Below are 20,596 nucleotides of genomic sequence, written 5' to 3' on the forward strand. Positions count from 1 at the left end.
GCACCGCTGGATACGATGCGCGCCTTACGTATTGGTCGCTTGCCTCAGTACGCGCCCTCGCCGCGGGTCACCGCGCCGATCGTCTTCGCGATCAGCAGGAGGTCCAACACCATGGACCAGTTCTCGACATAGGACAGGTCCAGGCGCATGGCGTCCTCGGGCGCGAGGTCGGAGCGCCCGCTCACCTGCCACAACCCGGTGACGCCCGGCTTCACCAGCAGACGCCGTCGCATGACGCCGTCATAGGAGTCGACCTCCCGCCGCACCTGCGGCCGGGGGCCGACGATGCTCATCTCACCGCGCAGCACATTGAAGAACTGTGGTAGTTCGTCGAGGGAGTACTTGCGGATCACCTTGCCGACGGACGTGACGCGCGGATCGTCGCGGACCTTGAAGAACAGCGGGTTGCCGCCATTGCTGTCGATGAGGGCGTTGATGTGCGATTCGGCGTCGGCGTACATGCTGCGGAACTTGATCATCCGGAACGGTTGCCCGTCGCGGCCGATCCGCTCGGACAGGTAGAAGACCGGGCCGCGGCTGGACAGCTTCACCGCGAGCGCGATCATGGCCAGCGCGGGCGCGATGGCCAGCAGGGCGGCGACGGCGAAGCAGAAGTCGAACACGCCCTTGCGAATCGACTTCGCCCGGTCGTATTGCGGCTTCTCCACGTGCAGCATCGGCATGGACGCGACCACCCGGTGGGTGAGCCGGGTGCCCGCGATGTCGACCAGGCCGGGCGTCACGATCAACTCGGCACCGAGTTCGTCGAGCTCCCATGCCATGCGGCGGAAGTCGGCGGGCCCGAGATTGTCCGTAGCGGTCACCGCGACGGTGTCCGCCCCGGTGCGCCGAACGGCGTCGATGACATCGTGATCGCCTGCCACCACCGGTATTTCCCGTCCGCCGACCTCGAGCACCGATTCCGCCAGCGCTGCCTCGGTGCGGGTGCAGACCCCGATCACCTGATAGCCGGAGTCGCGGTCCAGCGAGAAGGCCGACACCATCGCTCGCGCCGCCTCGGGACTGCCGACCACCAGCATGGCGGTGCGGTAGGCGCCGCGAGCGCGCCGGCCCGCGACCCAGCGCCGCCAGATCCGCCGTTCCACCATGAGCAACACCATGCCGAGCGGCAGGGCGATGGCGAGGTACCCGCGAGCGATATCCACGCGCAGCAGTAGCGATGCAATAGCTATTCCACCGAAGAGCTTGAGTGAGGCGGACACCACGCGCCGGTATTCCTCTGTGCCACTTCCGATCACGCGCGGCGAGCGGGTGCCGCTGAGCGTCAGCGTCACCGACCAGGCCAGCGCCAGCACGGCGGACACCATCGTGTAACGAACCTCGAGCGGCAGTTGGGACGCCAACGGGGGCTCGGCACCGGATCCGCCGAAACGAATCCACTGAGCGAAACCGACGGATAGGATCACTACGCATAGGTCGCTGATAAATAGCCGACTGGCGTAATCCGCTTGCCAGCGTTCACGATCCGAGCGCGGCTCGGTACGTGGTGGCCGGTACACGCGCACGGCGCGACCGGCAGAGATTTCATATGACATGAAAACGAACGCACCTCCCCCACGGGAGAACTCGGTTCCGATCCCCGCTGATCAGTTCCACGACCAGGCTGACGCCGGTTTCCCAAGGGCTTTCAGACCATGACAACCGATGATGCCGCCGAGTCTTTCGGCGGCCAGAAGGCGAATGTTACACACCCCGGATGTCATACACCCCCAATCACGTACGGCCTCAACGTTTCCGGAAAGTAACGGATAGGAACCTGACCGGTTCCCCCACCCATCCCCCTATTTCCCCTATTCGCAAAATCGCAGGTTGAACTACGCAAGCCACACCGTGTGAGCTGGTCGAAACCCTTGCGGCGCAAGGCCTGACGGTTTGCCGAGCGGACGCCTGGTTCTGCGGGTCGCAAATTTTCAGTTGTTTTGGCATTATCGGTCCATCGTCAGGGCCCCTGAGCACCACGCAATCCTGTTGTAACGTAAGGCCGGACCGAGCCGACCCACAGGTCATCCGGCGCTGCGCGGGCGGCCCGGACTCGGTGAAAGATGGGGAAACTTCGTGCAATGCCGTCTTTGCGATTCGGATCGATTGCTCAGCGTTCTTGACCTGGGCGCCACGCCGCCCTGCGAGAAATTTCTCACCGCCGACGAGCTGGACCTGCCGGAAGCGACATATCCGCTGCATCTGCGGCTCTGCGAAAACTGTCTGCTGCTGCAGATTCCGGCTCTGATCACCCCGGAAGAGACATTCACCGAATATGCCTACTTCTCATCATTCTCGGACAGCTGGGTCCGGCACGCAAAACTCTTCGTCGACCAAGCAATCGAACAGCTAAAACTGAACGACAATTGTTTCATAATTGAGGTGGCGAGCAACGACGGCTATCTCCTGCAGCACGCGGTGGCCGAAGGCATCCCATGTCTGGGCATCGAGCCGTCGGTGAATGTCGGTGCGGCAGCGCGGAACAAAGGCGTACCAACCGAAACGGGCTTCCTCGACGAGGAGCTGGCGGCCCGGGTGGTGGCCGACCACGGACCGGCAAATCTGGTGGTGGCCAATAATGTCTATGCCCATATCCCGGATCTGCTCGGCTTCACCCGCTCGCTGCGCGCGCTCATGGCCGACGACGGCTGGCTGTCGATCGAGGTGCACCACGCCCTGAACCTGGTGGCGCTGGCCCAGTTCGACACCATCTATCACGAGCACTTCCAGTACTACACACTGCTGTCCGCCCAGCGCGCCCTGGCCACCGCCGGGCTCGAGGTGGTCGACTGCGAGCTGATCGGCACACACGGTGGCTCCCTGCGCGTCTGGGCTCGACCGCAGGGCGTGGGCACCCCCACCGATCGAGTCGCCGAGGTCCTGCGCCTCGAGGCCGACGCCGGGCTGCACGAGGTCGCCGGCTACCTGGAGCTGCGCCCCGATACCGAACTGGTGCGCCAGGATCTGCTGCGATTCCTGTTGGACGCCAAGGCCTCCGGCAAGCGGGTCGTCGGCTACGGCGCCCCCGGCAAGGGCAACACCCTCCTCAACTACTGCGGCATCCGGACCGACCTGCTGGAGTACACGGTCGACCGCAACCCCTACAAGCACGGGCGGTTCACGCCCGGCACCCGCATCCCAATACACGAACCGGAGCGGATCGACGCCGATCGCCCCGATGTGGTGCTGGTGCTGCCGTGGAATCTCGAGCGCGAGATCACCGCGCAACTGCGTCACGTCCTCGAGCGGGGCGGCGAGATCGTCTACCCGCTCCCCCATCTTCATCATGCGACGCTCGACGACGCCGCCGCATCCACACCTGCCGAAAGGTAAAGCTCGTGAAGGTCGTACTGTTCTGCGGCGGTTACGGCATGCGCATGCGCAACGGAACCGAGGACGTCATCCCCAAGCCCATGCAGATGGTGGGCCCGCGCCCGCTGATCTGGCACGTGATGCGCTACTACGCGCACTTCGGGCACAAGGACTTCGTACTGTGCCTGGGCTACGGCGCCACCCACATCAAGAACTTCTTCCTCACCTATCAGGAGTCGGTGTCCAACGACTTCGTCATCCGCGGCGGCAGGGTGGAACTGCTGCAGTCCGACATCAGCGACTGGACCATCACTTTCGTCGACACCGGGGTGGAGTCGCCGATCGGTGAGCGGCTGCGCCGGGTGCGCGGCCACCTCGAGGGCGAGCGGTACTTCCTGGCCAACTACGCCGACGTGCTGACCGACGCCCCGCTGGACGAGATGATCGGGCAGTTCCAGGATTCCGGGGCGGCGGCGTCGATGATGATCGTGCCGCCGCAGTCCTCCTTCCACTGTGTGGACGTGAACTCCGCGGGCGAGGTCAAGAACATCACCCCGGTCTCGCAGCTGCCGATCTGGGAGAACGGCGGCTACTTCGTGCTGACCCAGGAGATCTTCGACCACCTGCCGCCCGGCGGGGACCTGGTGGAGGACGCCTGCGGCGCGCTGGCCGGGCAGGGCCGGCTGTTCGGGTATCAGCATCACGGCTTCTGGAAGCCCGCCGACACCTTCAAGGAACGCGCCGAACTCGACACCGGTTATCAGCAGGGCGATCGCCCGTGGATGGTGTGGGAGCGTCCCGGCGCATGATCGATTTCGACACCGGCGCGATCACCGAGATCGCGCTACTGGCCGCCCATTGCGATGATCTGGCCATCGGGATGGGTGGCACCCTGCTGACGCTGGCGCAGGCGCGCCCCGGTCTGCGGGTGCGGGCGCTGGTGCTGACCGGCGCGGGCACCGAGCGGGCCGAGGAGGAACGCGGCGCGCTCGAATCCTTCTGTCCCGCAGCGGAACTCGACCTCACCATTCTCGACATCCCCGACGGCTACGCCCCCGCGCATTGGGCGCGGGCCAAGCAGGCGGTCGCCGCGCTGGCCCGCGACGGCGCGGCGCAGGTGGTCTTCGCCCCGCATCGCGGCGACGCCCACCAGGACCACCGGCTGCTGGCCGAATTGGCTCCGGGCGAGTTTCGCGACCATCTGGTACTCGGCTACGAAATTCTCAAGTGGGAGACCGACACTCCGCAGCCCGCGGTGTTCCATCCGCTGGCCGCGGGGCTGGCCGAGACCAAGGCCGCGTTGTTGATGAAACACTATCCCTCGCAACGTAATCGGGATTGGTTCGATGAGGAGTCCTTCCTGGCCCTGTCGCGGTTGCGCGGGGTGCAGTGCCGCGCCCGGCACGCCGAGGCGTTTCTGATCGAGAAGGCCACCATCACTTTCGGAGGTGCATAGTCATGCGGGTGCTCGTCACCGGACATCAGGGGTATCTGGGGACGGTCATGGTGCCGTTCCTGCAGCAGGCCGGGCACGATGTGACCGGTTTGGACACCGGCTATTTCGCTGACTGCGTACTGGGCGACGCTCCGCCCCCGCCGCCCGCCATCGACGTGGATCTGCGCGAGGTGACCGTCGATCAGTTCGCCGGGTTCGACGCGGTGGTGCATCTGGCGGCGCTGTCGAACGATCCGCTGGGCGCGCTGGCGCCCCGGATCACCTACGACATCAACCATCACGCCTCGGTGCGGCTGGCCCGGCTGGCCAAGGAGGCCGGAGTGCGCCGATTCCTCTACGCCTCCACGTGTTCGGTGTACGGCGCGGCCGGTGACGGCCTGGTGACCGAGGACGCGCCGCTGCGTCCGCTCACCCCGTACGCCGAGTCCAAGGTGCGGGTCGAGGACGATGTGGCCGCCATCGCCGACTCCGGCTTCTCCCCGGTGTTCCTGCGCAATGCCACCGCCTTCGGCTTCTCACCGCGCCTGCGCGCCGACATCGTGCTCAACAACCTGGTCGGGTACGCGGTGCTGACCGGCGAGGTCAAGGTCCTCTCCGACGGCACGCCGTGGCGGCCACTGGTGCACGCGCAGGACATCGCGCTCGCCTTCGCCACCTGCCTGGACGCCCCGATCGAGGCCGTGCACTGCCGTGCCTACAACGTGGGCGCCGAGGCGAACAATCTGACGGTCGCGCAGATCGCGCGGGCGGTGGTCGACGTGGTCCCGGAGTCCACGCTGGCCATCACCGGCGAGAGCGGCGCGGATCCGCGGTCCTACCGCGTCGATTTCGGCTACGCCCGCGAGGAATTGGGTTTCGAGGCGCGCTGGAGCATTCCCGATGGCGCGGCCGAGCTGTATCGCGAGTACATCGCGCGCGGGCTCACCTCGGAGGCCTTCTTCCAGCGCTTCACGCGCCTGGCGCACCTGACCTCGCTCAAGGAGGCCGGGGCGCTCGACGATGAATTGCGCCGGATCAGGACCGGGGTGTGAGGTGATGGGCGGCGAGCAGCTCGCGCCACGATCCCGCACCCGCGTCCCGCTCCGAGACCACCGTGACCGGCTGCGGCCAGGCGATGGCCAGGTCGGGATCGTCGTAGGCGACACCCAGGTCCTCGGCCAGGTCGTGCGGGCGGTCGATGCGGTAGCAGACGTCGGCGACCTCGGTGAGGGCCTGGAAGCCGTGCAGGAAGCCCGGCGGCACGTAGAGGTGCCGGAAGTCGTCGTCGTCGAGCAGGAACCCCTGCTGCGCGCCGAAGGTAGGCGACTCGGGCCGGATGTCGACGAGCACGTCGTGCACGGCGCCGTGCGCACACCGCACCAGCTTGGCCTCGCCGCGGCCGGAGCGCCCGTGCATTCCGCGCACCACGCCGCGGCGCGAGCGCGACTGCGAGTCCTGCACGAAGCTCGCGGCCGAGCCCGGCCGGCCCAGGTGCTCGTCGAATTCCTCGGCGTCGAAGGTGCGGGTGAACAGCCCGCGATCGTCGCGGAAGGGTTGCGGGATCAACAGCAGGACGTCGGCGAGGTCGGTCGCTTCGATACGCACCAGGCCATGCTGCCATGAGCGGGGCGGAGGAGCAGGCCACGTGGACGGAACCGGCCCGGGGATGCCGCGGCTGCGGGCACGGCCCGCTGCTCCGGGTGCTCGATCTCGGGAAAATGCCTGCGGCGGACGACTTTCCGAGTCTGGAATCGATATCCGGCGGCGACGAGGCGACGCATCCGCTGGCCATGGACCTGTGCGCCGGCTGCGGGCTGGCACAGCTGGCCGAGGACGACACGGTCACCGCCGAACCGCGCGGCGTGGAACCCCGGGCGCTGCGGGATCAGGCCGCGGACGCGGTGTCCCGGGTGGCCGCCGGGGGCTGGCTGCCCGGCGGCGGCACCGTGCGCGAGTTCGGCAGCCCGCACGGCGGCAGCTGGCTGCCGCTGCTGACCGACCGCGGCTACTCCATCACCCAGGACCCCGCCGACGTGGTGGTCGACTGCTTCGGCATCATGCACGAACCCGATCAGCGCGCGGCCTTCGCGCGGCGGGCGGCGGCCACGGCGCCGGGCGGGGTGCTGCTGGTGCAGTTCCACTCGCTGCGCGCGATCGTCGAGCAGGGGCAGTGGAACGCGTTGCGGCACGGACATTTCGCCTACTACTCGATGGACTCGCTGCGTGCCCTGCTGCGGTCCGTGGGCCTGGCCGCGGTGACCGCGTGGGAATTCGAGCTCTACGGCGGCACCGTCCTGGTGGCCGCGGTCCACGCCCCCGCCGACGCCGACCCGGCCATCGCCCGAATTCGCGTCGCGGAGGCGGCTGTCGCGGACCCGGCCGTGGTGCGCGGGCTCCAGTCGGCCGCCGATCACCAGGCGCACGCCCTGCGTGCCTGGCTGGATGCGGAGAATGCCTCCGGCAGAACCGTTTACGCCTACGGTGCGGCCTCCCGCGCGGTCGCCCTGCTCCATCTCGCCGGCGCGCGCCGCGGGCTGCTGGCGGGGGTGGCCGACGCCTCCCCGGATAAGCAGGGCCGCCGCATGCCCGGAACCGACATCCCGATCATCTCGCCCGCGGAACTCGTTGCGGCGCAGCCGGATCGGATTCTGCTGACGCTGCCGGACCTACTCCCCGAGGTTTCCTCCCGGTGGCCCGAACTCGACGGGAAGTGGGTGATCGACGTGCGGGAATCGCTATGAAACCCACCGACTCTCGTCCGGCGGCGGCATGAGGGCGCCGGGCACGCGACTCGTCGGTCCGTGAGCGCGATCATGCGATCGCGGCCGCACGCAGGGTAAACGAGTGGGATGGTCTCGGCGTGGGGTAGATCACCGGTCGAGGGGGACGGGTGGACATCCATCCGTGCCCTGAATACACAGGGGAATCATCAAGCGAGCGTACGCAATTACGCGGCAACACCTGATGAGGGAATGGGAACAATCATGCGCAACACCAAGACCGTGCTTTCGCGCACGGCCGCCGTCGCGATCGCGGGCACCATCGGCGTCGTCCTGAGCGGCGGCGCGTCCGACGCCGCCATCGACGGCGACAACTTCGTCGTCGATCAGCAGGGCCGGACCGTCGAGGCCCTGTCGGCGGACACCCGTATCGACTTCGTGCCGCCGCTCGACGGCAATCCGCTCACCCGTGAGTGGTTCCACAGCGGCAAGGCCTGTTTCAACGTGGCACTGCCCGCCGGCGATCGGTGGAGCGGTCACCTCACCATGGGCTACCAGGTGGGTTATCCGGCCACCCTGTCGGGCAAGATCTCGTTCCAGTACCAGACCCCGGGCCTCGAGCTCGAGATCGGCGGGGACGGCCCCAAGGTCGACGTCTACAACCTGATCCCGACCCTGGGCGTGCAGCTCGACGTCGGTTTCGGGCCCGGCATCCAGTCGGTCGACGTGGCGGGCGGCGATGTCTCCGGCACCGACGGCTGCATCATGATGTCCGGCTTCCACGGCACCGTGACCGGTGTGCTGGGCACCACCACCATCCGCCCGTTCGTGCGCCTGGTGAGCAGTTCCGGTGACACCGTGGTGGCCTACGGCCCGCTGGCCCGCATCTGATGCCCCCGGGTCCGGGCGGTCTCGCGCCTCGCGACCGCCCGGACCCGTGGATCGGATCACGGTGCGACGCACATCGGATCATCGTGCGACGCAACGTTGTCCGCGCGCCTCGTCCCCGCTCAGTGCAGGAGATCGGGGCGGCGCAGCGCGGTGGCGACGGTGCGCACACGGACGCGTTCGGCGGCGGCGCGGGCCAGCCGCCAGTCCCCACCGAGCACCGCGCCGCGGCCCACGTATTCGGGGTACTCCGACCCCAGCCGGTGATGGAAGCGCAGCATCTCGGTGAGCTTGCTGACCGTCGAGGTCCGGCTGCACAGGTTGAAGCTCGAATTGCGCCAGGCCGCCAGGATTTCCGGCGTTCCGAAGAAGTCGCCGAAGGCGCAGACGCGGGCGAACAGGTCCACGTCCATGGGGAAGACCAGGTCGCCGCGGAAGCCGCCCACCCGGTCGAAGTCCTGGCGGCGGAAGACGGCCGCGGCGGTGGGCCCGAAGTCGGCGGGGCCGCGGTGCACGATGGTGCGCATGAGGGCGCGGGCGTCGCGGCGGCCCAGCAGGTCGGGCAGGCCCAGGTCACTCTCCTCGACGACGCCGTTCTCGTCGATGACCTGGAATTTCGAGGAGCAGATGGCGATGCCGTTGTCGCCCATGATGTCCAGTTGCCGGTCCAGCGCGCCGGGCAGCAGGATGTCGTCGGCGCAGACGACCTTGACGAAGCGGCCCGAGGTCAACGAGACGGCCTTGTTCCAGTTCTCGCCGATGGGCAGGGTTTCCTGATTGCGGTGGATGACCACCCGCGGGTCGTCGAAGGATTTCGCGATGGCGCCGGTGTCGTCGGTGCTGGCATTGTCCAGGACGACGACCTCGATGTCGGTGTCCTGGTCCAGGATCGAGCGCAGCGTGGTCTCGAGGGTGCGGCCGGAATTGTAGGCCGGGACGCACACCGAAAGGTTCTTCATCATTCCCCCTGAATTGGTTCGGCCCGTTCGCCGGGTGAGCCCTCACCTCCCGCCACGAGCCGGAACACCCGATCCAGGCCCGCACGGCCGGCGTCGATCTGCTCAACTGCTTTCTGCTGCAGGGTATCCCGCAGCTCGGGCGCGGACTCCCACAACTGTCGAATCGCACGCGTCAATTCGGCGTCGAGATTGTCCACGTCCAGGTGCACGATGCGCAGTCCGGCGGCGGTGTCGGCGTCGAACATGTCGGCCAACCCATAGAATTTGTCGTCGTAGTACTGCGAGGCCGTTACAGCCACGGCCGGAATACCTTGGGACAGCGCGAAAACCGCGAGGTGGTAGGCGCTGGTCACCAGGACCCGGCAGCGCGAGACCTGTCGCGCCACGTCCTGGGCGGTGCCCGCGCGACCGATGACGGGGCGGGTCCGGGCGGCGCCCTCGAGCAGCGGCAGCGTGTGGCGGCGGTCCTCGTCGTCGTATTCGGAGATGATGAGCGGGGCCAGCGCGGTGTTCAGGGCGGCGGCCTCGCGGCGCAACACCTCGCCGAGGGTGTCGCGGGCCGAGTCGGTCACCTTGGAGTAGTCCGAGATCCGCAGGCACAGGCCCAGATCGGTGCCGATGCCCGGGCGGCGCAGCCGGTAGGAGAACTCCACCGCGTCGTCGCCGGTGACCAGGATCTTGTCCTCGGGCACGCCGAGCTCGGCCAGCAGTTCGGGCCCGCGCCGACCCTCGCGCAGGGCGATGAGGTCCGCCCCCGGCAGCACTTCGGCCGCGCGGCGCAGCAGGTCGGCATCGCGCATGGGGCCCAGCCCCTGCCCGATCATGACGTTCGGAATGCCGTGGCGCTGAGCGGCTTCGAGCAGGTTGAGGGTGCGATGCGCCTGATACAGGTCGACATCGGTCATGTACCCGCCACCCTGAGCGATGACCAGGTCCGCCCCGGCGAGCGCCGCCGGCACCGGCGGAAGTTCCGGAAGGCCGGCCGGTTCGGGCTCGGGCGCTCCGGTGGCGAGCGCGTGCACTTCCTTGCGCGCCCAGTTCTTCACGCCGCGTAGATAGTGTTTGGGCACCTCGGTGGCCGATCGCCAGCGCAGCGCGGCCGGGCCGAGCACGTGCACCCCGGCGGTCTCCTCGAGCCGTCCCGCGAGCCCGTCGCGCCCCCATGGCCCGCCCGCGTGCGCCACCACCGGCTCGGCCTGCGGCAGCACCCCGCGCAGGATGTGCGGCTCGTCGGTCAGCATGCCGATGCGCGCGTGCGGCCACTGTTCCCGCAGTCGTTCCACGGTCATCACCATCATGGCGATGTCACCGCGATTGCGGAGCCAGTACTCGCCGTTGTCGACGAGCACCTTCAACGTCCCGGCACCATCCCCCGCGCCAGAGTTCCCCACGCGATTCCTTCCGACGCCCGTTCCGAGCACGAATCCGGTGCGAATCTATCGCACGGCCGGTCCTTCGCGCTACAGGAGCGAAGGGCCCGAGCAGCGCCAAATCGATTCGCCCGCAAGATCATAACTGGGCGCACGACCATTTCGGTCAGCTCGGAAACAAGGGGCTGACCCACTTGCTGCACAGCCACTTTCCGTCCACGTAATCCATCGACATGGTGATGTTCTGATGCTTGGCCTTGTCGGGGGTGTTCTTGGTGGCGGCGGTCAGCTCGGTGATGTCCGCCGCCAGCTCGTAGTGGGTGCCGCCGCCGGAGGTCACCGTGCACGCCGCGGTGTCGGACCAGGTGTGTTCGGCGTCGTTCTCGAGCAGCAGCCGGATGGTCGGCAACAGCGTCTGGGCCTGCGACTTCCACTGGCCGGTCGCCCCCGCGATCACCTTGGCCTGCCAGCCGTCGCCATCGCCGTAGTCGTAGGAGCTCATGAGCTTGCCGTAGTCACAGGCGGTTTGGACCGCGGCCTCCTGCGACGCGGCCGCGGGGACCGGCGTCCGACCGTCCGAGCTGCCACCGCCGGTGGCCACGGAACGGAACGCGCCGGTGCCGAATCCGAGGCCGACACCGCCGGCCACCACCAGCGCGACGGCGAAGGCCGCGATCAGCCGCTTGCGACCGCGACCCGAGGCGGGCGCGGCGGGCGCACCTGTCGCGAACCGATGTGCGGCGCGATCCATTTCGCGCGGCCCACTGCCACCCACGATCGGATAGCGCGGTCCCGACCGCGCATCGAGCCGGGTCGGCATCTGCTCGAACCGCTCCCGCGTGGAGCCGGGCTGCCCGACCGGGCCGGGCTGGGTCGTCGCCCCGGTGAAGGTGACGGGGACCTCCTGCCGCATCCACGGCCCGTGCGCCCTATTGGTGGCGGTGAGCGCCGCTTCGGCGGCGGCGGCCAGTTCGCCGCAGGTGCCGAAGCGGTGGTCGCGGTTTTTCGCCAGCGCGCGTTCGATGACCGCGTCGAAGGCCGGGGGCACGGCGCCGTGCACCTGGCTCGGCCGCGGAATCGGCGCGCCCAGGTGGGCCGCGACCAGCTGCGCCGTGCTCTCCCCCGGATACGGCAGCTGCCCGGTGAGCATGTGGAACAGCGTGCAGCCCAACGCGTACACGTCCGCGCGGTGGTCGGTGTCGCCACGCAGCTCGAACTGTTCGGGGGCGGCGTACTGGAAGCTGGCGTACATCTCACCGGTGCGGGTGAGCGTGCTGGTGTGGTCGACCGCTTTCGCGATCCCGAAATCGGCCAGGAAGACCTGCTGTTCGGTCCCCCAGGCCAGCAGGATGTTGGCCGGTTTCACATCGCGGTGCAGCACACCGGACCGGTGCGCGTGGTCCAGCGCCCGCGCGGTCTCGCGGATGATCCGCACCGCGTGGTCGGGGCGCACCGGGCCGTCGCGCAGGATGGCCGCCGCGTCGGTGCCCTCGACGTACTGCATGGCCATCCAGAGCCGGTGGTCGTCGTTGCCCCTCGCGTACACCGCGACGATATTCGGATGCGACAGCCGCGCGGCGGTATCGGCTTCCCGCAGGAAGCGGGCCCGCACCTCGGGATCGTCGGCCTTGCCCGCGGCCAGCAGTTTCAGTGCGACCGATCGGGGCAGGTCGCGGTCCTTGGCGAGGTACACCTCGCCCATTCCGCCGACGCCGAGCAGCCGTTCGATGGTGTACCCCGCGAATACCTGCCCTTGCGCGAGTGTGCGCCCCACAGCCTGCCTGCCCTCTCCGACCACATCATTCCCGTCGATCACCGTAACCCAGATCCTGTTCGGCGACGCGGGCGTTAATCACCCGACATACTTTTCCGGATAGAAGTGAATTACTTATTGTGTGTCACAAAATAATTCGGGATTCGTTCCGGCCCGCCCCGGCAGGATTTGAATCTTCTCACCATGCGGACTGGTCAGTTGATTGATTGCCGTCCGTTAACCCTCCTCCACCCCCGGATTGGCATACACTTGCGCTGCAAGGGCGTTCGGATCGGGATGTCGGTCCGAATGTGGGTGACGGACCCGGGGGTGAGGGTTTTGACACGGCCCATTCGGGTGTTCATGACGGGGTCGGAGTGGTTCACGGCCGCTCACGGGGGACTGAATCGGTACTTCACCGATCTCTATCAGGCGCTCGCCCGCGACAGCGGAATAGCGCTCAGCGCACGAGCTTTCGGCGACGCACCCGCCGGGGCGCACTCCTGGGGACCGACGGGCGGCTCCACTCTCGATCGCGCCCGCACCGCGTTCGTGGATCGGGACGCGCTCACCCGCGACACCGTGATCGACCGGCACTTCTGCCTGTACGGTCCGGCCGCGGTGCGGAACCCACTGGTGGTCCATTTCCACGGACCGTGGGCCGCCGAGAGTCGCATGGCGGGCGAGGGTCCGCGCGCGGTCCGGGCCAAGTACCTCGTCGAGCGTTCGCGCTACGCCCGCGCCGACCGATTCATCGTGCTGTCCGACCATTTCCGGCGTTTGCTCGTCAGCGACTACGGCATCCGCGCGGACAAGGTCCGGGTGATTCCGCCGGGCGTCGATCTGGACCGCTTCACCGCCACCGAGCCGGAGGCGAACTCCGGGATCGTGCTGTGTGTGCGGCGGCTGGAGAAGCGCATGGGCATCGACGTCCTGCTCCGCGCCTGGTCCGCGGTCGCCGCCCGGCATCCGGACGCGCGGCTGGTGATCGTCGGAACCGGAACCGCCGAGACCGAATTGCGAGCACTGGCGAGGAGCCTGTTCGGCGAGGACGCGCACTCCCCCGTCCGGTTCACCGGCACGGTGCCGGACGCGGAGCTCACCGACCTCTACACCCGGGCCGATCTCACCGTGGTGCCGTCGCTGGCTCTGGAGGGCTTCGGCCTGATCGCCCTCGAATCCCTCGCCGCCGGACGCCCGCCCGTCGTCTCCGACTGTGGCGGCTTGCCGGATTCGGTCCGGGACCTCGACCCCTCGCTCATCGTCCCGCCGGGCGATGCCGAAGCGCTCGCGGCCCGGCTGGTAGCGGCGCTGGAGGGTGTGCGGCCGGATCCGAAACAGTGCCGCGCCCATGCCGAGACGTTCTCGTGGGCCGCCGCGGCCCGGCGGCACCGTGACCTGTACGCGGAGCTCACCGCTCGATGAACGCGTTCGAGGCCGTCTTCCTGGCACACACCGCGGCGCCTTCCGGGGCCGAACTGGCGACCCTGCGCCTGGTCTCGGCCATGCCGGCCGGTTCCACCGCCGTGGTGTACACCGAGGACGGCCCGATGCTGCGGCTGATGGCCGAGCGCGGTATCGAAACCCGCGTCGTGCGCAATGGTTTCGACTCCCGCGCCATGACCATCGACAAGGCCGGTGTCCGCAGCCTGCTGGTCGGCGCGACGGGCCTGCTGCGCCTGGGCTGGACCCTGGGCGCGACCGTGCGCGAACTGGAGGCCACGGTCCTGGTCGCGGGCAGCACCAAGGCGATGCTCATGGGCGCGGTGGCCGCGCGCCGGGCGGGGGTGCCGCTGGTGTGGCATGTGCACGACCGGGTCTCCCGCGACTACTTCGGCCGCGCGCTGGCACTGATCATCCGGGTGCTGGGCTGGGTGGTTGCCCGCGGCGTCATCGCCAACAGCCGCGGCACCCTGGCCTCGCTCTACACCTGGGGCCGCCGGGCCGTGGTCGCCTACCCGGGCGTCGAGTTTCCCGCCGGTGACGAATCCGTGGAATTCGCCGGCGATTCCGGGATCTTCGGCGACGCGCGCCCGCAGGGTCAGCGTCCCGCCACCGAGACCGTCATCGCCGTGGTCGGCCGCCTCGCCCCGTGGAAGGGCCAGGATCTGTTCCTGCGCGCCCTCGCCGATGTGAAAACCCTGCCGCGCGAGGTGTTCCTGGTCGGCGGCACGTTCTTCGACGAGCAGTCCTACCGCGCCGAACTCGAGATGCACGCCACCGCCCTCGGCCTGCCGGTGACCTTCACCGGCCACGTGGACGACCCGGAATCCTATCTGCGCCACGCCGATATCCTCGTGCACTGCTCGGTGCTGCCCGAGCCATTCGGGCAGGTCGTGGTCGAGGGCATGCGGGCGGGCTGCGCCGTCATCGCGACCCGGCCGGGCGGCCCCGAGGAGATCATCGACCCGGGCGTGAACGGCCTGCTGGTGACCGCCGGAAACCGCGCCGAACTGACCCGCGCCCTGGACCGCCTGATCGCCGATCGGGAACTGCGCGCCAAGCTGGCCGACGCCGCGCGACTGCGGTCACGGGACTTCGACGTGGCCGCCTCGGCCCGGACTGTCACCGACTTCCTCACCGGCCTGCCCGGAAAGCGGTGGCGTCGTGGATGATCCGACCGACCCGTTCCCCTACGACCCGCCCACCGTTCAGATCGAGAGTCTCGGCACGCTGGGCCGGTTGCGGCAGCGCCGCCACCTGCGGCACCGCATCCCCGAGGTCGACCACCAGGCCACCGCCTTCGAACATGACGAATCACGCCGCGACCACGGCCCGGCCGCACACCGGCCCGCCCGCGCCGGCGCGCCCGGGTACGAGAGCGGAACCGGTCGCGGCCCGGGCGGATTCGACCGCGGGCCCGCGTTCGGCCGGGCGTCGTTCGAGGAGACCCGCGCCGCCCGCTACGCGGCCCCCTCGCGGGGACCGGTGCTCCCCACCTTCTACGGCGACCCGGTCGAACCACCGACCGTCCGGCTGCCCGTCATCGTCCCGCAGCGCGACGCGTCGGGCGCGTACCGCCCCGCCGACGGCGAATCCGATTCCGCCGCGGATCATTCCACCGACACCGGTAAACACCGTAGACAACCGTCCTCGGGCCTGGGCGGCATCGGCGGCATCATCCGCGACATCGGCCTGGTGACCTTCGGCAAGTACGGCCAATACGTCATCACCCTGGTCACGGTCCCGCTGCTGGCCCGCATGCTCGGCCCGCACGGCACCGGCCTGCTGGCCATCGGCATGTCCTCGTACTTCATCGGCTCGCTGGTGGTCGACCTCGGCGTCACCTCGTTCCTGGCCGCCAAGGTCCCCGAGGATGATCCGGGCCACCGCGAGGTGAACCGCCTGCGCGGCACCTATCTCGCCATCCGCGCCACCACCCTGACCATCATCGGCGCGGCCCTGCTGGCCACCATGACCGTCGGGGTCTCCCCCAAACTGCACATGGTGCTGCTGGGGCTGTTCGCCGGCGGCTTCTGGTCGGTGTCGGAGGACTGGCTCCTGATCGGCCAGGGCAGGTTCGGGACCTCCACCATGTATCAGGGCGTGGGGCGGATCGCCTATCTGGCGCTGCTGGTCGGGCTGCTACCCCGTTTCCCGAGCGCGTCCATGGCCGTGCTGTGCCTGCTCATCTCCTCGATCGCCACGGTCTCGCTGACCTGGTGGGATTCCTTCCGCCGGTTCGGCCCGCCCGCCCGGCCCTACGGCGTGACGGCCGTACTGCGGATGGCCGCACCGATTTTCACCTCCCGGCTGCTGGTCACCGGTTACGGTCAGGGTTCGGCCGCGGTCTACGGCGCGGTGCTCGAGGCGGCGTCGCTGGGCCTGTACTCCGCGGGCGACCGCCTGGTCCGCGCCATCCAGTCCACCCTGGACCCGATCGGTTTCGCCCTGCTGCCGCGCATGGCCCGGCGCAGCGGCGACGATCAGTTCTGGCGCAATCAGATTCAGATGATCGTCGGCTGCGTGACCCTGGCCTGCCTGGCGGTGGTGGCGGTCTGGATCCTGGCGCCGACCCTGATCCACCTGATCTACACCGACGACTTCACCGGCGCGATCTCGCTGCTGCGCGTGGAGATCCTCATTCTGCCCGCCACCACCATCACCTCGTATGTGACCACCGCCGTCCTGCCGGTCAAGCAGGACACCATGGGCGTGCTGATCGGCGCGATCATCGGCACCTGCGTCGCGGCGACGGCCTTGGTGGTGGCCATGCGCACCGGCTCGGTGTGGAGCCTGGTCTATGGCACCGTTTCCGCGGAATTCGGTGTCGCGCTGTGGTACATCATCCGGGTGCGCTGGCTCATGGTCCGGGAACGGGCCCGGCGGGACGGGCCGATCGAACCGGCCACCGCACTGCTGACCAAAGGGGATGTGGCGTGAAGGTTCTCTTCGTCGGGGATGACTGGGTGGGCAGCAACGCGCGCTCCCTCGCCGACGGATTCCGGCAGGCCGGACACGAGGTGGTCGTCATCGACACCACCGCGGTGACGCTGCCCGCCCGCCTGTCGCCGCCGTGGGTGTACTCGAAGTTCGCCCACCGCCGCGCACCCTGGGATGTCGAGGCCCTGCACCGCGAGATCGACAGCGCCGCACAGACATTCGCGCCGGATGTGCTGTTCGCGTTCAAGTCCGTGCACCTGGATCAGCAGCGGCTGCTCGGCGCCCGCGCCGGTCTGCATGCGCACTACAGCCCCGATGACGTCTCCAATCCGTACAACACCAGCCCGGAATACCTGGCACACGAGTCCGAATGGGACCTCATCGTCACCACCAAGTGGCACAACGTGCCCGAGCTCACCGCCCGTGGCGCGCGGCACGTGAAATTCGTTCGTAGTGCTTATGATCCGGCGCTGCACCACATCACCGCCCGCCGCACGGTGCGCCGATTCCTGCTCGGCTTCATCGGCGCGGTCCGGCCCGATCGTGAAGACCTCCTGGTCTCGCTGGCCCGTGAACATCACGGGGACATGCTGCTGCGCGGCCCCGGCTGGCGGCGGGTGCGCGCGCTGTGGCAGACCGGCGCGGACGTCGGCGGCGCGGTCTACGGCGAGCACTTCTCCGCGGCCGTCGCCGCGGTCACCGCCAACCTGGTGCTGCTGAACTCCGACAACCGCGACACCCACACCTGTCGCACCTTCGAAGTCCCCGCCGCGGGTGGGCTTTTCGTCGGCGAACGCACCGACGAGCACGCCGAACTGCTCCAGGACGACGCCGAGTGCTACCTGTTCTCCGGCCCCGCCGAACTGCGCGAGATCCTGCGGCGCTGCACCAAGTATCCCGAGCAGGCCGCCAAGGTCGCCGAGGCCGGGCACCACCGCATCGTCACGGGCGCGCACAGCTACGCCGACCGCGCCCGCGAGATCGTCGACGCCCTGGCATGAACCGCGCGGTCCGGGCGAAAAAGACCTTCCCGCAAGCGGGTAACGCCGCGACCCGCCCGGCGGACATAAGGGGGTGATGGGAGAGTGATGACCTCCGCTCAGTTCGCCGTATTCCTGGTCGCCGCCGCGCTGGCGACAATCGTCGTGGCCGCGATGTTCCTGCCCGGGGTCGCCCGGGTGTTCCTCATCGCGCAGACCGCGCACTGGTCGCTGTCGTTCATCGCGCGGCCGGTGGTGCTGCTGTGGGTCGAACCCGTTCCCGGGTTCGGCGACAATGTGCCCGATCCGCGGCTGTACGAGTACGGCTACGACGACGGCATCGCGGCGGTGCTGCAGCCGGTGATCTTCGGCCTGTGGTTCTACGCGGGCCTGATCATCGCCTACGTCCTGTGGGTTCGGTCGCGGCCGCCGCGGATTCCGCCGCGCACAGCGCCTTTCGCGGGGGACCCGGTCTTCACCCAGACCCTGTTCCTGCTCTACGGCGTCGGCACCCTGGGCCGGCTGGCCGCCTACGCGACCGGCTCCACCGGCAAGGCCGGTGAACTGGAGAGCCCTAATCCGCTGATCAACCTGGTCACCATCCTGGCCACCCTGGGCGCGGTCGGCCTGATCGTGTTCTTCCGCAGCGACTCCGGCCGCACCACGCTGCTGGTGGTCGGCGCGCTCGTCGGCGGTGAACTGCTGTGGACCGCGACCGTGCAGTCCAAGACGCCGATCATGGGCGCCGCCCTGGCCATCGCCGTGCGCTTCGCCATGACCGGCTGGACCAGGCGCACTGTGGTCGGCGTGCTGAGCATCATCGCGCTGGCGCTGGGCGGCTTCGGCTGGCTGCAGTCGCTCAAGACCGATTCCGCCGCCAAAGCCGAAGCGGCGCAGGTGGATGCGCAGTATCCGGCGGTGGTGCACCCGTTCCTGAGCATGCTGCGTCGCTTCGATCTGCTCGAGGCCGCCACCGACGCCTGGTTCGCGGGCCCCCACTCGTGGCTCACGCCGCAGCAGGTGGCGGTGCACGCCTTCCAGAGTCTGATTCCCACCCAGCTGCTGGGCGCGGAGAAGTTCCGCTCCGGCGCGGCCTGGGCCGAGCAGGTGCGCGGCGGGTCGGTGGACATGTCGACGGTGGAGGTGTCGCTGGCCGAGGGCAATATCAACGAGGGCTATGTGCTGGGCGGCTACCTCGGGGTGGCGGTCGGGGTCACGATCACGTTCGTGCTGCTGCTGATCTGGATCCGGGCCCTCTACAGCAAGTACCTGGCCATGGCCATTCTCGGCTTGTCGGTGATCGAGGTGCCCGTGCTGTTCGAGCGCGGCATCCTCGGCACCGTCGAGATGCTCGGCAAATACCTGCAGGCCGTGGTGCTGGCCTGGACGGCGTATCTGGTTGTTGGTGAATTCCGAAGACGAGTGGAGCAGCCGCCGGGGGTCGGTGTTCCATCCGGGAAAACGAGGACAGCGCAATGGGTTTGATCGACTACTGGCGACTGCTGCGGCGGCGCTGGCCGATAATCGTTGCCGCGGTGGTGATCTGCACGGGGGCGGCCTACGGGTACGCGAGCACCCTGCCGACCGAGTACACGGCGACGAGTTCGGTGTATGTGTCCATGGCGACCGGAACCTCGGTCAACGACTCCTATCAGGGCGGGCTGGCCGCACAGCAGCGGGTGCGCTCGTACGTCGACCTGGCCAATTCCGTCACCGTCGCCACCTACGTCCACGACCAGCTGGGCCTGAAGGCCTCGGTGAACGATCTGCGCGGCCGCATCTCCGCGGTCTCACCCCCGGCCACCACGATCATCGTCATCACGGTGAAGGACTCCACCGCGGCCGGAGCGCGCGCCCTGACCGACGAGGTGGTCTCCCAGTTCCGGGCGCTGGTCTCGCGGCTCGAGGTCACCCAGACCGACGCGGCGCCCGCGGCCCGCGCCGAGGTGATCGACAAGGCGCAGACCCCGACCCAGCCCAGCGCCCCGCAGAAGAAGCGCTTCTACATCCTCGGCGTGCTGGCCGGGCTGATGCTGGGCGTGGGCGCGGCGGTGGTGCGCGACAAGCTCGACAGGCGGGTGCGCACCTCCACCGAGCTGGAAGCCTTTCTCCCGGTGCCGATCCTGGGCATCGTGGACGACGGACGGCCCGGCGCGGCCGGGGAGCTCCGGCGGCTGCGGACCCGGCTCACCGAGGATCCCGAACTGGTAAGCCTGCTACTGACCTCGCTGTCCCCGCATTCGGAACCGGACGTGGCGATCGGGCTGGCGCGCACCTTCGCCGACACCGGCGCGCGGGTGGTGCTCGTCGACGCCGACACCACCGGGCACGGGTCCACCCGGCGCACGCCCGCGGCCGCGGCGGCCGGGCTCTCGGAACTGCTGCGCAGCAACGGGAATCCATCGGTCGCGGTCATGCCCTGGCCCGAGGTGGGGATCAATGTACTGCCGCTGGGCGGCGTGGATTTCCGCACCCCCGACCTGCTCGACTCGGAGCGGTTCGCCGACATCATGTCCAAGCTGCGCAGCGAGTTCGACCACATCATCGTGGAGTGCGCGCCGGTGACCGCGGCGGCCGACGCCATCGCGCTGGCGCGGCGCTGTGACGGCACCATCGGCGTGATCGAACTCGGCCAGACCACCTCCAATCAGGTGCGCGGCGCGGTGGCGACCTTCGGCCACGACAACAAACGGATGATCGGGACCGTGGTGTTCTCGCGGCCGCACAAGAGCGTCGGAGAGTTGGTCCGCCATCCCCTCGATCTGGTGAAGCGGTGATCGAGGGCGGCGGGGGGTC

The 20,596-nt window shown here is 68.9% G+C and carries 17 protein-coding genes; 12 read left to right on the forward strand and 5 right to left on the reverse strand.

Annotated elements, in window-relative coordinates:
- Nucleotides 1–44 precede the first annotated feature (44 nt).
- Nucleotides 45–1,556: a sugar transferase gene (locus ABZ412_RS07305; RefSeq protein ID WP_357277467.1), complete on the reverse strand. Its 1,512-nt coding sequence runs from the start codon at nt 1,554–1,556 to the stop codon at nt 45–47.
- Nucleotides 1,557–2,076: 520 nt separating this feature from the next.
- Here ABZ412_RS07305 and ABZ412_RS07310 point away from each other — a divergent pair.
- Genes ABZ412_RS07310 through ABZ412_RS07325 form a run of 4 tightly spaced genes read left to right on the forward strand, consistent with a single transcriptional unit; the run spans nt 2,077 to nt 5,799 of the window.
- The gene (locus ABZ412_RS07310) at nt 2,077–3,333 is read left to right on the forward strand and encodes a class I SAM-dependent methyltransferase (protein ID WP_357277469.1); all 1,257 of its coding nucleotides are present in this window, start codon (nt 2,077–2,079) and stop codon (nt 3,331–3,333) included.
- A gap of 5 nt (nt 3,334–3,338) precedes the next feature.
- Complete coding sequence (locus ABZ412_RS07315; protein ID WP_357277470.1) at nt 3,339–4,121, forward strand: glucose-1-phosphate cytidylyltransferase; 783 nt, start codon at nt 3,339–3,341, stop codon at nt 4,119–4,121.
- Entirely contained in the window at nt 4,118–4,768 is a 651-nt protein-coding gene (locus ABZ412_RS07320) for a PIG-L family deacetylase (RefSeq protein WP_357277472.1), read from the forward strand. The genes ABZ412_RS07315 and ABZ412_RS07320 overlap by 4 nt, the downstream gene beginning before the upstream one ends.
- Nucleotides 4,769–4,770: 2 nt before the next feature.
- Nucleotides 4,771–5,799 (forward strand): SDR family oxidoreductase, encoded by a 1,029-nt coding sequence (locus ABZ412_RS07325; protein WP_357277474.1) that lies wholly within the window; start codon nt 4,771–4,773, stop codon nt 5,797–5,799.
- Here the strand turns inward: ABZ412_RS07325 and rfbC are convergent.
- Nucleotides 5,783–6,352, reverse strand: a complete 570-nt coding sequence (gene rfbC, locus ABZ412_RS07330; RefSeq protein WP_357277477.1) for a dTDP-4-dehydrorhamnose 3,5-epimerase — start codon at nt 6,350–6,352, stop codon at nt 5,783–5,785. The genes ABZ412_RS07325 and rfbC overlap by 17 nt on opposite strands.
- A 14-nt stretch (nt 6,353–6,366) precedes the next feature.
- Between rfbC and ABZ412_RS07335 the strand changes: the two genes are divergently transcribed.
- The gene (locus ABZ412_RS07335; protein ID WP_357277479.1) at nt 6,367–7,488 is read left to right on the forward strand and encodes a class I SAM-dependent methyltransferase; all 1,122 of its coding nucleotides are present in this window, start codon (nt 6,367–6,369) and stop codon (nt 7,486–7,488) included.
- Between the two features lie 243 nt (nt 7,489–7,731).
- On the forward strand, nt 7,732–8,358 hold the full coding sequence (locus tag ABZ412_RS07340; protein WP_357277481.1) for an MspA family porin: 627 nt from the start codon (nt 7,732–7,734) through the stop codon (nt 8,356–8,358).
- Nucleotides 8,359–8,477: 119 nt separating this feature from the next.
- On the opposite strand, the gene ABZ412_RS07345 is transcribed toward ABZ412_RS07340, so the two are convergent.
- The 3 genes from ABZ412_RS07345 to ABZ412_RS07355 form a co-directional block, all read right to left on the reverse strand.
- On the reverse strand, nt 8,478–9,317 hold the full coding sequence (locus ABZ412_RS07345; protein WP_357277482.1) for a glycosyltransferase family A protein: 840 nt from the start codon (nt 9,315–9,317) through the stop codon (nt 8,478–8,480).
- The gene (locus ABZ412_RS07350) at nt 9,314–10,705 is read right to left on the reverse strand and encodes a polysaccharide pyruvyl transferase family protein (RefSeq protein WP_357277484.1); all 1,392 of its coding nucleotides are present in this window, start codon (nt 10,703–10,705) and stop codon (nt 9,314–9,316) included. The genes ABZ412_RS07345 and ABZ412_RS07350 overlap by 4 nt, the downstream gene beginning before the upstream one ends.
- A gap of 145 nt (nt 10,706–10,850) precedes the next feature.
- Complete coding sequence (locus ABZ412_RS07355) at nt 10,851–12,458, reverse strand: serine/threonine-protein kinase (RefSeq protein ID WP_357277486.1); 1,608 nt, start codon at nt 12,456–12,458, stop codon at nt 10,851–10,853.
- A gap of 342 nt (nt 12,459–12,800) precedes the next feature.
- Between ABZ412_RS07355 and ABZ412_RS07360 the strand changes: the two genes are divergently transcribed.
- The 6 genes from ABZ412_RS07360 to ABZ412_RS07385 all read left to right on the forward strand — a co-directional run bounded on the left by ABZ412_RS07360 (nt 12,801) and on the right by ABZ412_RS07385 (nt 20,577).
- Nucleotides 12,801–13,862 (forward strand): glycosyltransferase family 4 protein, encoded by a 1,062-nt coding sequence (locus ABZ412_RS07360; protein WP_357278137.1) that lies wholly within the window; start codon nt 12,801–12,803, stop codon nt 13,860–13,862.
- Nucleotides 13,859–15,052, forward strand: a complete 1,194-nt coding sequence (locus tag ABZ412_RS07365) for a glycosyltransferase family 4 protein (protein WP_357277489.1) — start codon at nt 13,859–13,861, stop codon at nt 15,050–15,052. The genes ABZ412_RS07360 and ABZ412_RS07365 overlap by 4 nt, the downstream gene beginning before the upstream one ends.
- 484 nt (nt 15,053–15,536) lie before the next feature.
- Complete coding sequence (locus tag ABZ412_RS07370) at nt 15,537–16,820, forward strand: oligosaccharide flippase family protein (protein ID WP_357278140.1); 1,284 nt, start codon at nt 15,537–15,539, stop codon at nt 16,818–16,820.
- Entirely contained in the window at nt 16,817–17,821 is a 1,005-nt protein-coding gene (locus ABZ412_RS07375) for a glycosyltransferase (RefSeq protein WP_357277491.1), read from the forward strand. The genes ABZ412_RS07370 and ABZ412_RS07375 overlap by 4 nt, the downstream gene beginning before the upstream one ends.
- Nucleotides 17,822–17,908: 87 nt before the next feature.
- Nucleotides 17,909–19,285: a hypothetical protein gene (locus tag ABZ412_RS07380; RefSeq protein WP_357277493.1), complete on the forward strand. Its 1,377-nt coding sequence runs from the start codon at nt 17,909–17,911 to the stop codon at nt 19,283–19,285.
- Nucleotides 19,276–20,577 (forward strand): Wzz/FepE/Etk N-terminal domain-containing protein, encoded by a 1,302-nt coding sequence (locus ABZ412_RS07385; RefSeq protein ID WP_357277495.1) that lies wholly within the window; start codon nt 19,276–19,278, stop codon nt 20,575–20,577. Before ABZ412_RS07380 ends, ABZ412_RS07385 begins: the two co-directional genes overlap by 10 nt.
- The last annotated feature ends 19 nt before the right edge of the window (nt 20,578–20,596 follow it).

It is taken from the genome of Nocardia sp. NPDC005746, from assembly GCF_040630785.1.
In the GTDB taxonomy this organism is placed as follows: domain Bacteria; phylum Actinomycetota; class Actinomycetes; order Mycobacteriales; family Mycobacteriaceae; genus Nocardia.